Source organism: Serratia proteamaculans (assembly GCF_946227095.1).
GTDB classification, from domain to species: domain Bacteria; phylum Pseudomonadota; class Gammaproteobacteria; order Enterobacterales; family Enterobacteriaceae; genus Serratia; species Serratia proteamaculans_E.
Window position 1 is genome coordinate 454008 of sequence record NZ_CAMISV010000003.1, and the last position, 15056, is coordinate 469063.

A 15056-nucleotide genomic window follows, 5' to 3' on the forward strand; every position below is an offset into this window, starting at 1 on the left:
TAACGATTAACGCGGCATGAACCATCCGCCGCGTTAATATTGCACCCCGATACGAGGGGGTTATTTATAAGCTACGGCATTGATGGTTTCGAAGGAGGTTTTCCCTTCACGGCCAATGATCACGTAGTACTTCCCGCCTTTTTCATCCACCGCTTTAGACAATCTTGTGTGGTCGATGCCTACGGTATCATCGCCGTCTTGCGAGATGGTGACCGGGCCAATTTCGGTATGTTTTGCGGCTTCTTCCTTGGTGATCTCGATGGCTGCCATCGAAGAGAAAGAGGCGAATGCCAGTACTGCCAACAGATATTTAGTTGCTTTCATCACTATTCCTTTTTGAAGGGATAAAGAGTCGGTAAATCTGAACGTTGACTTCGGCTAAAGTGTAGGACAGCAGAGGCGATATTTCATTTAATGGCAAAAAGAAGTGGGTTTGAGTTTACCTATCACACTGATAGATGGCGGACCGGCAAGCTAAAAGAGTAGATTTATCGGACAAGATATTCCCTCGAAGAACCCTTTAGCCAGCCACTCCGTGCTGGCTTTTTTTTGCCTGTGATTTAGCGGAAAGGTAGAGCAATGCCTAACCCGCGGGGCGTGATTGAACTACAGCACTTGCTTAAAGGGTTTGACCGTCACCTCGGCAAAAACGCCGGCGGTGACGTAGGGATCCTGTTCGGCCCAGGCTTGGGCATCGGCCAGTGAGGCGAATTCCGCAATCACCGTAGAACCGCTGAAACCGGCACTGCCCGGATCGTTGCTGTCGATGGCTGGATTGGGGCCGGCAATCACCAGGCGACCTGCGTCACGCAGTGCCTGCAGGCGTGCCAGATGTGCCGGGCGTACCGACAGGCGGTTTTCCAATGAGTTGGGCACGTCTTGTGCGTAGATCAGATAAAGCATGTTTCACCTTTAAAATCATTGCTATAGAAGGGTAAATTTAAAGTAGCGCAAAAGGGGGGGCAAGGGAATGCCTACCCGCTGGAATTTAGCTGTGGCTGGCGCTTATGCCTTGAAGCGACTAGCTTTTATTCGTATAGTGCGGCCGCGCGATTTAATGAGACAAGGATTGAGAGGTGAGGAAATGACGGAACCGGTTAGAGATAAACTCGACTTGCCTGAGGGCAAAAGCAAACTGCTGCTGCACTCTTGCTGTGCGCCCTGTTCCGGTGAGGTGATGGAAGCCATTCAAGCCTCCGGTATCGAATACGCCATTTTCTTCTATAACCCGAATATCCATCCGCAAAAGGAATACCTGCTGCGCAAGGACGAGAATATCCGCTTTGCCGAACAGCACGGGGTGCCAATCATCGACGCCGATTACGATACCGATAACTGGTTTGCTCGCGCCAAAGGCATGGAGCATGAACCCGAGCGTGGTATCCGTTGCACTATGTGCTTCGACATGCGTTTTGAACGCACCGCACTGTACGCGCACGAAAACGGCTACGATACTATCTCCAGCTCGCTGGGTATCTCTCGCTGGAAGAATATGCAGCAAATCACCGACTGCGGAGTGCGCGCGGCGGAAAAGTACCCCGATCTGGAGTATTGGGATTACAACTGGCGTAAAAAGGGTGGTGCGTCGCGGATGATCGACATCAGCAAACGTGAGCGTTTTTATCAGCAGGAGTACTGCGGCTGTGTCTATTCGCTACGTGACAGCAACCTGCATCGTAAAGCGCAGGGCCGGCCGCTGATCAAACTGGGCGTGCTGTATTACGGCGATGAAGAATAACGCTGCATTGGTCAAAGATAACCCGCCACGGCGGGTTTTTTCGTTTTTACCCGGGTGAATCAGGTTAATGAAGCGTGTAAAAGCCTCAGTTAAAAGGCAAATAAAAGGTTAATATCCCCATGAGTTTACAGGTTTTAGCAATGAATAATGACGATTAGAGCGATAGTTGGCTATTCGTTATTGAATATGATTGCTATTTGCATTTAAACTTGGCGAACCAGAGGAAACAGAATCATTATGCCGCTAAAAAAGATGTTCCTTAATCGCCGTTTGTCCGTGCCAATTGTCCTGTCCGTTGGCTTACATAGCGCCCTGGTGGCGAGTTTGCTCTATGCCTCTGTCAAAGAGGTGATGGAGTTGCCGAAACCTGAGGATGCGCCGATCAGCGTCATGATGGTCAATACCGCCGCGATGGCAGAGCCGCCACCGCCTGCAGCGGCCGAACCTGAGCCAGAGCCGCAGGTGGAGCCTGAACCCGAGCCGGAGCCGGAACCGCTTCCAGAGCCGCCGCCAAAGGCGATACTGAAGCCTGAGCCGGTGAAACCCAAGCCGAAGCCAAAACCGAAGCCGAAGGTCGAAAAAACGGTTAAGCGTGAGCCGCAGAAAACCGAGCCGCGTGAGCCGTCGCCGTTTGAAAATAACCAGCCGGCCAAGCCTATTGATAGGGCTCCGGTGAAGCAGGCGCCATCCGCGCCGGTTGCGGGCAATTCGCGTGATGTCGTGCCGAGAGTACTGGTGCAATCTAAACCAATGTACCCGCCTCGGGCGCAGGCATTGCAGATCGAAGGCAAGGTAAGGGTACAGTTTGACATCGATAGCGATGGCCGTGTGAGTAACGTGCGTATCCTGTTTGCTGAGCCACGCAATATGTTCGAACGTGAAGTGAAGCAGGCATTGCGTAAGTGGCGCTATGAAGCCAAAGAAGCAAAAGGTCATATCGTGAATATCCGCTTCAAGCTGGATGGTTCGACCGACGTAAACTGATTGAGGTCTGCGCCAATAAAAAAGGGTCGCCCTGTGGCGACCCTTTTTACTGCCTGAATTCCGGCTTATTCTTCGAAACCCACACGGAAGTTCATCTTACCGTCGGGCAGGGCGCGTGAATTACCTTCGTCGTCTACGGCAACATAGGTAAACACGGCTTCGGTCGCACGGTAGCGCTGGCCGATAGGGGCAGAAGACACTTTCTTGACCCACACTTCGATGTTGATGGTGATCGAGCTGCGTCCGGTACGGATACAGTGTGCGTAGCAACATACCACGTCACCTACCGCGACCGGTTTCAGGAAGGTCATGCCATCCACTCGCACGGTCACGACACGGCCTTCGGCAATTTCTTTCGCCTGAATAGCGCCACCGATGTCCATCTGCGACATCAGCCAGCCGCCAAAAATATCGCCGTTGGCATTGGTATCTGCCGGCATCGCCAGCGTTCGCAGCACCATTTCGCCACTGGGTAAAGGTCGTTGTTGAGTCATAGCTGTCTGCTTATCAAGGAAGGGATTTCACTATACTGCCCGTAGCAAACGCCACGGGCATTAACAATTTTGTAACTATTTTTTCTGTTCTTCCGGCATGTGCCGATAGATATAAACGCCGCTGAGCAGGGTATACACCAGCGTCAGCGCGGTCAGGCCGAACACTTTAAAGTTAACCCAAACGCTCTGAGGCAGCCAGAAAGCGACGTAGATATTCGCCAGGCCACAGACCAGGAAGAAGACGGCCCAGGCCAGGTTGAGGCTGTTCCAGACTTTATCCGGCAGCGTCAGCTCTTTGCCCAGCATGCGTTGCACCAGTGGCTTTTTGAGCACCAGTTGGCTGATCAACAAGGCCAGTGCGAACAGGCAGTAGATGATCGTAACTTTCCATTTGATAAACAAATCGTTATGGAACACCAGTGTCAGGGTGCCAAACACCAGGACCATCAGGAAGGTGATCAGCGTCATCTTCTCGATTTTGCGGTATTTAAACCAGGTGAACACCAGCGCCAGGGCGGTAGCAACAATCAGCGCGCCAGAGGCGACGTAGATATCGTAGAGCTTATAAAATGCAAAAAAGACAATTAACGGGAGGAAATCAAGAAACTGCTTCATAAATCAATCCATCATCTGTTCATCGGCCGACTATACCGGATTTGGCGGGCTCTGTGTACCGCTGGCAAGCGCTGATTATCGGCGTTTGGCCGCCGGATTTCCGCCATGAAAGCAGGAATTTGCATAAACTTACGATTGAGGTCGCGAGTTCGCGGCGGGCAGATTGCCAGTACGGCATTGGCATCGCATGATACACACAATAATAGCCGGATAATTTATAACGGAAAACAGTTTATGCAGTGGAAATCTCTCCAGGCGCTGACGCCCGGTTTGACGCATTTATTAGGGTATCAACGCAGTTGGCTGAAACCGGACATTCGCGCCGGGCTTTCCGTGGCCGCCGTGGCCTTGCCGGTGGCGATTGCTTACGCCGAGCTGGCGGGGGTCAGCCCGATAGTAGGGTTATATTCCTGTATTTTACCGATGGTAGCCTACGCGTTTTTTGGCTCCTCACGCCAACTGATTGTGGGGCCGGATGCGGCGACCTGTGCGGTAATTGCCGCCGTCGTGACGCCATTGGCGGCGGGCAATATGGAGCGCCACTGGCAACTGACCATAATGATGACCGCCATGATGGGCGCCTGGTGCCTGTTAGCCAGCCGCTTCAAGCTGGGTGCGCTGGCGGACCTGCTCTCCAGACCGATTCTCAGTGGGCTGCTGAACGGCGTGGCGATCACCATTATTGTTGATCAGATTGGCAAGGTGCTAGGTTTCGGCGTGCATCCGGCGCAGTTAATCGAACGTATCTACGCGTTGCCGGGCAACCTGATGCACAGCGATTGGCTGACCATGTCGGTGTCGTTACTGACGCTGATTACGCTGATCGGGTTTAAAAAATGGCGGCCCAACTGGCCGGCGCCGTTATTTGCCATCGTTCTGGTGACCTTTGTTACCTGGGCCGGCGGGCTGCAGCAGCATGGGGTGGTGACGGTCGGCGGTTTTAGCGATGTATTGCCCATCGTGCAGTGGCCGGATTTTCAGCCGGGTTTACTGCGCGACATGGTGATCCCAGCGCTCAACCTGGCGGTGGTGAGCTTTGTCAGCATGATGTTGACCGCCCGCAGCTTTGCGGCGAAAAACGGTTATGAGGTGAACGCTGACGCTGAGTTCCGTGCGCTCGGGCTGGTGAATATTGTCTCGGCGTTGTCGCAGGGGTTCGCCATCAGCGGGGCAGATTCGCGCACCGCGGTCAATGACGCCAACGGCGGCAAGAGCCAACTGGTGTCGATCATTGCGGCGGCGGTGATTGCCTTTGTGCTGTTGTTTCTGATGGCACCGTTGCAGTTTATTCCAGTCGCGGGGTTGGGCGTGGTGCTGATGTATGCCGCCTGGTCGCTGCTGGATATTCGCGGTATCTGGATCATGCGGCGTCGCAATGCCCAGGCCTTCCGTCTGGCGATGTTTACCTTCCTCAGTGTGCTGCTGGTGGGGGTGATCAGCGGCATTGGCCTGGCGGTATTATTGGGTCTGATGCAGTTCCTGCGCACGGTGTTCCGCCCGACGGAGCAGCTGCTGGGCGTTAATGACGAAGGCATGATCCACTCAATGGGCAACAATAACGGCATTAAAGCGGTGCCCGGCGTGATGATGTACCGCTTCAACTCGCCGTTGACCTATTTCAACGTGGCGTACTTCAAGCGGCGGATCTTGAACCTGGTCGACAGCACGCCGTTCCAGCCGCGTTGGGTGGTGGTAGACGCCGTTGCCAGCTTTACCCATGCCGATGTCAGCGTATTGGCGGCCATCGACGAATTGAAACGGGATCTGTTACAGCGTAACGTGAAGCTGGTACTGGCAGGGCGGCGAACCGAACTGACGCGCTGGTTCCGTATCAATCGGTTGGGGCGCGATCGGGAATTAATCCTGGTGCCGGATTTGTATTTGGCGCTGAAGCTGATTCAAAGTAAAGAGCAGGCGGAACCGCCGGTGGCTCAGTAAGCAAAAGGGCACGCCGAAGCGTGCCCTTTACATTCCTGCTGCAAAATTAGCTGCGCAGCAGCATATACAGACGGAACAGGTAAACCAGCAACAGGGCGGAAACCAGGTTGCTCAACGCAGTCAATACCACGCTGGCGACGTTCGGGGTCAGCACCGAAAGGTGGCTCACCATAAACAGCACCAGCAGCTTGGCTGCCAGCCACAGCATCATCGCCGGAACAATCACACGCGCATTGGCGAAAGCCAACTTGCAGCTCAGCTTAATCGAGGCAAACACGCCTTTCTTGTCGGTAGCGGTGATCACCGGTGCCAGCGAGAAAGCGATCGCCATGATCACGCCAGGTACCACAAACAGCGTCAGGCCCAGTTGAATCAACAGCGTGCAGATGAACAGCAGCAACAGCAAACGCGGCAGTTCCGGCGCGGAAGCACCGATAGCGCGCAGTGCGCTGATGCGCTGCCCCTGGGAAACCAGGCGAATCAATGTCAGCATCCCGCCAACCAGCAACACGTTGCCCACTAATGCGGAAAAGGTGGCGGCGGCTGAAACCTTCAATAACACCATCTGTTGCTCAGGCGTCATTTGTTGAATGATTTCCTGGATCCCCATACCGGCGGATGCAGCAAAGTCACCTTCCGTTGCGCTCAGGATCTTCAACTGTTCGACATCAGGACTGAAAGCCTGATTGAGCAGTACAGAAATGAACGCGGTCAACAGCGCCAGCATCAGGATACTGGTCAGTTGGTTACGGAAAAAATTAAAACTGTCACGGTACAACGTGTTGGCCGTGATAGGCATGCAGACTCCTTGGCATCGAGAAACAGAGATAAATCAAAATCAGTGGGCGATTGTACCCTGTTCCTGGCCGCTGTGGCACCCCGTGAAGTGCACTGCGACGATTTCTTCGGCGATCGCCGTTATCGTTATCTTTCAAGCCGCCACCTTTAGCCTGGTTCTCGCCAGATTCGTCTCCCCTGATCCGGTCGAAGGATGAAAATGTCTCCCCGTTTATGCTACTTCCCCATAACTAAACATGTAGATAATTTGCAACAAAAGTGTTTTTTGATTCAGATCAATTCTTGATTTATTAGCCCCTTAGGTAACCTTGTTTTTAGTAGGATTTAAAATTTTTACACATAAGATGTGATCTCGATGGGATCATAAATACCCGTAAGTAGGTATATTCCCCCTGGATGATAACCACACAAATGGAATGGATAATGAAAAAGACAACTCTGGTGGTATTGGCGGCGATGATGGCCCCTATGTTGGCAAGTGCACATCAGGCAGGCGATTTTCTTTTCCGCGCTGGCGCAGCAACGGTGCGGCCAAATGCCGGATCGGATGACGTGCTGGGGCAAGGCTCATTCAGTGCCGACAATAATACCCAGCTTGGTCTGACCTTCGGCTATATGGTCACGGACAATATTGGTGTCGAACTGCTGGCCGCAACGCCGTTTCGCCATAAAGTGGGGCTGAATGGCAAGGCGGTGAACGGTGATATCGCCACGGTGCGCGATCTGCCGCCAAGCCTGATGGCGCAATACTACTTTGGCGATAAGCAGGACAAACTGCGTCCGTACCTGGGGCTGGGGGTTAACTACACCACCTTCTTCGATGAGAAATTCAACGACAACGGTAAAAGCGCCGGGCTGAGCAACCTGAGTTTGAAAGACTCCTGGGGCGTGGCCGCGCAGGCGGGCCTGGATTACAACCTGGATGAGCACTGGATGCTGAACATGTCAGTGTGGTGGATGAACATCGAAACCAAAACTCGCTTTGACGATGCGGACGGTAATCATCACAGCATTGATACGCGTTTGGATCCGTGGGTGTTTATGTTCGGGGCAGGGTATCGCTTCTGACAGGGGTGAAACAGGGAGGCGCATGCAGCGCCTCCGTTTAACTTTTACTACTTGATATTCATCACGTTCTCAACGGATTTTACACCCGCAACGCCACGAGTCACCTGCACCGCACGGTTGGCATCGGCGCTTGAGCTGACAAAGCCGCTCAGTTGCACGCGACCTTTAAAGGTCTCGACGCTGATTTCGGTAGATTTGATGGTTTTATCCGCCAGCAGCGCTGACTTCACCTTGGTCGTCACTACCGTATCGTCAATATAACCGCCAGTCCCTTCAGATTTCGCTGTTGGCGCGCAGGCACTCACTGCGAATGCCACAACGGCTGCCATGCATAAGACCGAAAGGGTTTTAAATAGCTTCATAAATTACTCTCCATGCAATGTTATTGTTGAAACTACATTCGGGTTTTCACCTGAAAACGTAGCGCATTCCCCCAAATAAAGAAATGCCCGACGCGCAGGGTTAATTGTGAGACAAGAATCGGGTTTGTTCAAATCTAAGGTGTAAAAAAGTAGCACAACTTTGAAGAGAAACAATATGTTAACAACGGGCACAGATTCTCCGCGCCCGTTGCTGGCCAATTACGCTCGGGTTGCGGCCTTCATTTCACTGACAAAGGCCGCCAGTCGCGTCAGCATTTCGGCCGGTTGCGCTTGGTTTTGCTCGATAATCTTGACGATCGCCGAGCCGGATATTGCCCCGGCAGCCCCGGCCTGCAGTGCATCACGCACCTGAGCCGGCTCGGAAATGCCAAACCCTTGCAGCGGTGGGGCTGCATGGTATTCACGCAGTTTGTTCACCAGGTGATGCAGTGGCAATTGCGCGCGACTTTCGGTCCCGGTTACGCCAGCGCGTGACAACAGGTAGGTGTAGCCCCGGCCGTGTGAGGAGATTTCGCGCAGCAAATCGTCGTCGGCATTTGGCGGACAGATAAAGATTGGCGCGATGCCATGGCGGATAGCGGCGGCACGGAAGGGGGCGGACTCTTCATACGGCACGTCGGCAATCAGCACCGAGTCTACGCCCACCTCGGCACAGCGTTGGTAAAACGCATCGATACCTTTATGGAACACCAGGTTAGCGTACATCAGCAGGCCGATAGGAATGTTGGGGTGCTTCTGACGGATCGCGGCCAGCATTTCAAAGCACTGGGTTGGCGTGACGCCAGAGGCGAATGCGCGCAGCGCCGCACTTTGAATGGTCGGGCCGTCCGCCAGTGGGTCGGAGAACGGGATACCCAATTCCAGCGCGTCAGCACCGGCTTCAACCAAAGTATCGATGATTTGCAATGACAGTGTCGGGTTTGGATCGCCGAGGGTCACGAACGGGACGAAGGCGCCTTCCTTGTTGCTTGCCAGGCGGTCGAACAGTTGCTGGTAACGTTCCATCAGATTTCTCCCCGAGCTTTCAGAATGTCGTGAACGGTAAATATGTCTTTGTCGCCGCGTCCGGACAGGTTAACCACCAGGATCTGTTCCTTTTGCGGTGTTTCACGGATCATTTTCAGCGCGTGTGCCAGGGCATGGGAAGACTCCAGCGCCGGGATAATCCCTTCGCTACGCGACAGCGCTTTGAAGGCATCCAGTGCTTCATCATCGGTAATCGACACATATTCTGCGCGACCGATGCTGTTCAGATAAGCGTGCTGCGGCCCAACGGAAGGGAAGTCCAGCCCCGCAGAAATAGAATAGGACTCTTCAATCTGGCCTTCGGAAGTCTGCATCATCGGCGCTTTCATGCCGAAATAGATCCCCACATGGCCGTGCTTCAAGGGGGCGCCGTGCTGGCCGGTTTCAATACCCAGCCCGGCGGGTTCAACGCCGATCAGACCCACGCTGGCGTCATCGATAAAGTCAGCGAACATGCCGATGGCGTTGGAGCCGCCACCGACACAGGCCAGCACCGCATCCGGCAGGCGACCTTCGCGTTCCAGCATCTGCGCTTTGGTTTCCTCGCCGATCATGCGCTGGAATTCACGGACGATGGTTGGGTACGGGTGTGGGCCTGCTGCGGTACCCAACATATAGTGGGCGGTTTCGTAGCTGCCAGACCAGTCGCGCAGCGCTTCGTTACAGGCATCTTTCAGCGTAGAAGAACCGCTGTGCACCGGGATCACTTCCGCACCCATCAGACGCATGCGGAAAACATTAGGTGACTGGCGCTCAATATCTTTGGCCCCCATGTAGATGCGGCACTTCAGGCCGAGCAAGGCACAGGCCAGGGCCGAGGCAACGCCGTGCTGACCGGCACCGGTTTCGGCGATGATTTCGGTTTTGCCCATGCGTTTGGCCAACAGTGCCTGACCCAACACCTGGTTGGTTTTGTGTGCGCCGCCGTGCAGCAAGTCTTCACGTTTCAGGTACAGCTTGGTTTTGGTCCCTGCAGTGAGGTTTCTGCACAGTGTCAGCGCCGTTGGGCGACCGGCATAGTTTTTCAGCAGGTCGATAAATTCAGCCTGGAACTCCGGGTCGCGCTGTGCGCTGACAAAGGCTTCTTCCAGTTGTTTTAAGGCCGGCATCAGAATCTGCGGCACATATTGGCCACCAAATTCGCCGAAGTAGGGGTTAAGCAGCGTCATTTTAGTTCCTGTTATTATCCGTTAATGATCTTCAGTAAGCGCGCAGGGTCTGAAACACCGCCGCCAGGCGGGCAGGATCCTTAATGCCGGGCTGGCTCTCAACGCCGGAGTTAAAGTCAAGACCGGCGCAGCCGAGTTTGGCCGCGTCAACACAGTTGTCTGCGCCCAGGCCACCGGCCAGCATCACGTTTTCCAGGTTTTCACCCTGGAGTACCGACCAGTCGAAACGTTGGCCGGTGCCGCCCGCGCCGTTATCCAGCAGGTAGCGGTCAACGTGCTGCAAATCGCGCTTTGGCAAATGGTCTTTCACGTTCAGCGCCTTCCAAATCTGACAGTCGATCGGCAGTTCGGCACGCAGGGCGGTGATATAAGTTTGATCTTCCGCGCCGTGCAGTTGTACTGCTTTCAGGCCCAGACGCTCGACGGTCTGTACTACCGTTTCTACCTGCGCGTCACAGAATACGCCGACGTATTTCAGCGGAGCGCCGGAAATGACTTCACGGGCGCGGTTGATATCAACATAGCGCGGGGAGCGTCCGACAAAAATCAGCCCACCGTAGACAGCACCTGCCTGATAGGCCGCGGCGGCATCCTGCGGACGGGTTAGCCCACAGACTTTATTGTCACCGAGCATCACCCGGCGCACGGCGGCGCGCAGGTCGGGTTCCGACATCAGTGCACTGCCAATCAGAAAACCGTTGGCAAAGTGACTCAGCTCGCGGATCTGACCGTAGTTGTTGATGCCGGACTCGCTGATCACGGTCACACCGTGCGGCACGCGTGGCGCCAACTGACGAGTGCGATCCAGATCGATGCTCAGATCGCGCAGATCGCGGTTATTGATGCCCACCACGCGCGCTTCCAGAGCAATGGCTCGTTGCAGCTCTTCTTCACTGATCACTTCGGTCAGCACGCCCATGTTCAGGCTGTGCGCCACCGCGGTTAACTGACGGTATTGCTCGTCATTAAGCACCGACAGCATCAGCAGGATGGCATCGGCTTGATAGAAGCGAGCCAGGTAAATTTGGTACGGGTCGATAATAAAATCTTTGCACAGTACCGGCTGTGTCACCGTCTTGCTAACCAGCGGCAGGAAATCGAAGCTGCCCTGGAAATATTTTTCATCGGTCAGCACCGAGATCGCCGAGGCGAAATCCTTGTAGACCTCAGCGATTTCTACCGGATCAAAGTTTTCGCGGATCAACCCTTTGGAAGGGGATGCCTTTTTACATTCAAGAATAAACGCCGTTCTGGCTCCCTCTAACGCGTGGTAAAAACCGCGTTCACTCGGGACTATTTCATTCTGAAAACTGGCCAGTGGCTGTTGTTGCTGTCGTGCTGCGACCCATTGCGCTTTGTCACGAACAATCTTGTTGAGCACGGTTTCCTGCATCATTTATCCTCTTGCTGCCAGTGCGGTGACGCGCTCGTAAGCTTGCCCGCTGTGAATCATGTCCAGTGCCTGCTGCGCATTTTGGCGCAGGTCTTCATGCCCGAATAACTTCAGCAGCAGCGCCACGTTAGCGGCTACCGCAGCGGCGTGCGCCGGGTCACCTTTACCTTGTAACAACCTTGCCAGAATGTCACGATTTTCTTCCGGTGAGCCGCCCAGCAGGGCTTCCAGCGGATAGCTTTGCAGCCCGAAGGACTGTGGCGTCAACTGATAGCTTTCAATTTCGCCGTTGTTCAACTCGGCCACATGGGTAGTCGCATGAATCGCCACTTCATCCATACCGCCGCCGTGCACCACCGCTGCCCGTTGATAACCGAGCACCCGCAGGGTTTCGGCAATCGGCAGCACCAGTTCCGGACTGTAAACACCGATCAGCGCCAGCGGTGGACGTGCCGGGTTGATCAACGGGCCGAGCACGTTGAACACCGTACGGGTTTTCAGTTGCTGGCGTACCGGCATCGCATGGCGGAATCCGGTGTGATACTGCGGGGCGAACAGGAAGCACACACCCAGTTCGTCCAGTGCCTTACGCGCTTCTTCTGCCGGCAAATCCAGGCGAATGCCAAATGCTGCCAGCAGATCAGAGGAGCCCGACCGGCTGGAAACGCTACGGTTGCCGTGTTTGGCCACTTTGGCACCGCATGCCGCCGCCACAAAGGCACTGGCGGTGGAGATATTAATGCTGTTGGTGCCGTCACCACCGGTGCCGACGATATCGGCAAACGGGTAATCCGGGCGTGGGAACGGCAGGGCGTCGGCCAGCAGCGCTTTGGCCGCTCCGGCGATCTCTTCTGGGCGTTCGCCGCGAATTTTCATGCTGATCAGTGCCGCTGCCAATTGGCTTGGTTCCAGCTCACCGCGCACGATGGCGCTGAATAACTGCTGACTTTCCTGTTGGTTCATCGACTCTGAACGGTACAGTTTTTCAAGAATAGTTTGCATCGTCGTATCCCTCGTTATTTCGCCAGCGCCCAGGCCAGCGTCTGCTCAAGCAAACGCACGCCGTGGGTGGTCAGGATCGATTCCGGATGGAACTGAAAACCGCATACGCGATGCTGGTCATGACGTACTGCCATCACCATCTCGCCAAACTGGGCGTTGACGGTGAGCTCGGCCGGGATATTGCTGCCGACCAGTGAGTGATAACGTGCCACCGGCAGTGGGTTCACCATCCCGGCAAACATGCCTTCGCCATCGTGGCTGATGGCCGAGGCCTTGCCGTGCAAGATCTCACCGGCCTGGCCAACGTGGCCGCCGTAGGCTTCAACAATCGCCTGATGTCCCAGACAGATGCCGATAATCGGCAACTGGCCGCGCAGGCGTTGTAACAGTTCCGGCATGCAACCGGCTTCGGACGGGGTACCCGGGCCCGGTGACAGCATCAGAACCGGCTGTTCCAACTGCTGCAGGCGTTCGATAATCACTTCGGCAGAAATCTGGTTACGGTAAATCACCACCTGATGACCGCTGGCACGCAGCTGGTCGACCAGGTTATAGGTAAAGGAATCAACGTTATCGAGCAGTAAGATATCGGCCATCAGAACACCTCCTTGGCCTGGTGCGCGCTGGCAATGGCACGCAGCACGGCACGTGCCTTATTACGGGTCTCATCGGCTTCCGCCTGAGGAACAGAATCCAGCACCACGCCGGCGCCGGCTTGCACGGTAGCAATGCCGTCTTCAACATACGCGGAGCGGATGACAATACAGGTATCCAAATCGCCGGTGGCGGTGAAATAACCGACTGCACCGCCGTAGCTGCCGCGACGCGTGCCTTCAGAGGCGGCAATTAACTGCATGGCGCGTACTTTTGGCGCACCGCTCAGGGTGCCCATGTTCATGCAGGCCTGGTAGGCGTGCAGCACGTCGAGGTCGGCGCGCAGGGTGCCAATCACCCGGGAAACCAGGTGCATCACGAATGAGTAGCGGTCCACTTTGGTCAGGTCAGCCACATAGCGGCTGCCGGCCTGGCAGATGCGCGCCAGATCGTTACGCGCCAGATCGACCAGCATCAGGTGCTCGGCCAGTTCTTTGTGGTCGGTGCGCATTTCCAGCTCGATACGGCTGTCGAGATCCAGATCCAGCGAACCATCGGCGCGACGCCCGCGAGGACGAGTACCGGCAATCGGGTAGATCTCGATTTGGCGGTTGCCGGCATCGTATTTCAGCGCGCTTTCCGGCGAAGCACCGAACAGGGTGAATTCATCATCCTGCATATAGAACATATACGGGCTTGGGTTGTTGTCCTTCAGCGTTTGATAAGCGGCCAGCGGGGCCGGGCACGGCAGTGAGAAACGGCGCGATGGTACTACCTGGAAGATTTCGCCCTGACGGATGGCCTGTTGCAATTCGCTGACGACCGCGCCGTATTCTTCATCGGTCTGGTTGCAGCTCAGCTGCATGTCTTCCAGTTTCTGGTGTGGGATCGGCTGCGGTGTCTGTTTCAATTGAACCTGCAGCTGTTCCAGGCGCTGTTGCAGACGTTGCTCTTCTGCCGTGTCGGCAGTGAAAACGCTGGCCTGCAGACGGGCCACGCCGCGTTGGTGATCCAGTACCAACAGGGTTTCTGCCAGATAGAAACAGAAGTCCGGGCAGCGCTGATCCTGACGCAATGCCGGCAGGTCTTCGAAACCGGCGACCAAATCGTAGGCAAACAGGCCGCCGAGCATTACCGCTTCACGTTCGTCAGCCGGGGAGTCAACCAGCGTCAGCAGGGTGCGCAGTGCATCAAACACCGACAGCGAACGCAGGCGGGCATCTTCATCCTGGATGGCATCAATCACCGGGAAGATCAGTTCACGTCCATTAGGACGCACCTGGATCTGGACTTCGGTCGGCAGTGCCTCATCCAGCAGCGGCAGCATCGCCGCGCCGTTGGCGGTCAGCGCCTGCAGCGTCACGGTGCGGCCCAGAGCGGTGATGCGCAGGGCACTGTCGATCACCAACAGGCTTTGCAGGTTTTGCTTGCTGTTGATTTCAGCCGATTCCAGCAGCAGGGTGGCCGGGCGAGCACCGCACAGCTGGTGGAAAATGGTGGTCGGATCGCCCCGGTAACTGGCCTCCGCTTTCAGTAATTTGAGTTGTGGTTTGGTGTTCATCATTGGTGGTTCCAGTTAAAATTTGTCCATAAAAAAGCCCGCGTTACCAGCGGGCTTAGGGAATCTGCAGTGTCAGATGACAGGTATGCGTGATTACTCCGCCCGAGAAAGGGAGTGACGCCACCAACGAAGAAGAGAAGTTTGCTTATTCATTTCTATGCTCTCTTGTTTATCATCCAACCAGGGAACTGCCCTGAACTTGTGTACTAGTTAACTGGTTCGTGGGAATAAAGTCAACCCTCTTTTCGCACAATGTTTTAGCGACAGGCGTGAATTATTTTCATCAACGGGAA

General features: G+C 55.2%; 14 protein-coding genes, 1 pseudogene and 1 other annotated feature. Of the genes and pseudogenes, 4 read left to right on the forward strand and 11 right to left on the reverse strand.

The features are described 5' to 3' along the window. Window positions 1-60 precede the first annotated feature (60 nt). Both OC597_RS08760 and OC597_RS08765 read right to left on the reverse strand, forming a co-directional pair. On the reverse strand, window positions 61-324 hold the full coding sequence (locus OC597_RS08760) for a hypothetical protein (RefSeq protein ID WP_262208386.1): 264 nt from the start codon (window positions 322-324) through the stop codon (window positions 61-63). 282 nt (window positions 325-606) lie between these two features. Continuing rightward, entirely contained in the window at window positions 607-903 is a 297-nt protein-coding gene (locus OC597_RS08765; RefSeq protein ID WP_261256630.1) for a YciI family protein, read from the reverse strand. 181 nt (window positions 904-1084) lie between these two features. Here OC597_RS08765 and OC597_RS08770 point away from each other — a divergent pair, with 181 nt between their 5' ends. Next, window positions 1085-1738, forward strand: a complete 654-nt coding sequence (locus OC597_RS08770) for an epoxyqueuosine reductase QueH (protein ID WP_262208387.1) — start codon at window positions 1085-1087, stop codon at window positions 1736-1738. A gap of 237 nt (window positions 1739-1975) precedes the next feature. Beyond that, window positions 1976-2722 carry a TonB system transport protein TonB gene (tonB, locus tag OC597_RS08775; RefSeq protein ID WP_261284760.1) on the forward strand — a complete coding sequence of 249 codons (747 nt, stop codon included), beginning with the start codon at window positions 1976-1978 and terminating at the stop codon, window positions 2720-2722. 65 nt (window positions 2723-2787) lie between these two features. Here tonB and yciA read toward each other — a convergent pair whose 3' ends face one another. Next, window positions 2788-3216 carry an acyl-CoA thioester hydrolase YciA gene (gene yciA / locus OC597_RS08780; protein WP_012145405.1) on the reverse strand — a complete coding sequence of 143 codons (429 nt, stop codon included), beginning with the start codon at window positions 3214-3216 and terminating at the stop codon, window positions 2788-2790. Window positions 3217-3291: 75 nt separating this feature from the next. Further along, window positions 3292-3831 (reverse strand): septation protein A, encoded by a 540-nt coding sequence (locus OC597_RS08785; protein ID WP_261284759.1) that lies wholly within the window; start codon window positions 3829-3831, stop codon window positions 3292-3294. A 234-nt stretch (window positions 3832-4065) separates the two neighbouring features. Here OC597_RS08785 and OC597_RS08790 point away from each other — a divergent pair, with 234 nt between their 5' ends. Further along, the gene (locus OC597_RS08790) at window positions 4066-5769 is read left to right on the forward strand and encodes a SulP family inorganic anion transporter (RefSeq protein ID WP_262208391.1); all 1704 of its coding nucleotides are present in this window, start codon (window positions 4066-4068) and stop codon (window positions 5767-5769) included. 46 nt (window positions 5770-5815) lie between these two features. Here the strand turns inward: OC597_RS08790 and OC597_RS08795 are convergent, their stop codons facing one another. Then, window positions 5816-6568 (reverse strand): YciC family protein, encoded by a 753-nt coding sequence (locus OC597_RS08795; RefSeq protein ID WP_099062850.1) that lies wholly within the window; start codon window positions 6566-6568, stop codon window positions 5816-5818. 422 nt (window positions 6569-6990) lie between these two features. Here OC597_RS08795 and ompW point away from each other — a divergent pair, with 422 nt between their 5' ends. Continuing rightward, a complete protein-coding gene (gene ompW, locus OC597_RS08800) occupies window positions 6991-7635 on the forward strand; it encodes an outer membrane protein OmpW (protein WP_099062851.1) in 645 nt (214 codons plus the stop codon). A gap of 47 nt (window positions 7636-7682) precedes the next feature. Here ompW and OC597_RS08805 read toward each other — a convergent pair whose 3' ends face one another. The 6 genes and pseudogenes from OC597_RS08805 to OC597_RS08830 all read right to left on the reverse strand — a co-directional run bounded on the left by OC597_RS08805 (window position 7683) and on the right by OC597_RS08830 (window position 14766). Further along, window positions 7683-7997, reverse strand: a complete 315-nt coding sequence (locus tag OC597_RS08805) for a BON domain-containing protein (protein ID WP_012145400.1) — start codon at window positions 7995-7997, stop codon at window positions 7683-7685. 219 nt (window positions 7998-8216) lie between these two features. Next, window positions 8217-9023, reverse strand: a complete 807-nt coding sequence (gene trpA / locus OC597_RS08810) for a tryptophan synthase subunit alpha (RefSeq protein WP_261256639.1) — start codon at window positions 9021-9023, stop codon at window positions 8217-8219. Next, the gene (gene trpB / locus OC597_RS08815; protein WP_099062853.1) at window positions 9023-10213 is read right to left on the reverse strand and encodes a tryptophan synthase subunit beta; all 1191 of its coding nucleotides are present in this window, start codon (window positions 10211-10213) and stop codon (window positions 9023-9025) included. Before trpB ends, trpA begins: the two co-directional genes overlap by 1 nt. Before the next feature lie 31 nt (window positions 10214-10244). Continuing rightward, a complete protein-coding gene (gene trpCF / locus OC597_RS08820; protein ID WP_262208443.1) occupies window positions 10245-11606 on the reverse strand; it encodes a bifunctional indole-3-glycerol-phosphate synthase TrpC/phosphoribosylanthranilate isomerase TrpF in 1362 nt (453 codons plus the stop codon). Window positions 11607-11609: 3 nt separating this feature from the next. Beyond that, window positions 11610-13204 (reverse strand): annotated as a pseudogene (trpD, locus tag OC597_RS08825) (bifunctional anthranilate synthase glutamate amidotransferase component TrpG/anthranilate phosphoribosyltransferase TrpD). Continuing rightward, window positions 13204-14766: an anthranilate synthase component 1 gene (locus tag OC597_RS08830; protein WP_261284757.1), complete on the reverse strand. Its 1563-nt coding sequence runs from the start codon at window positions 14764-14766 to the stop codon at window positions 13204-13206. The pseudogene trpD and the gene OC597_RS08830 overlap by 1 nt, the downstream one beginning before the upstream one ends. A gap of 25 nt (window positions 14767-14791) precedes the next feature. Beyond that, window positions 14792-14895: a sequence feature (Trp leader region), on the reverse strand. Window positions 14896-15056: the final 161 nt, after the last annotated feature.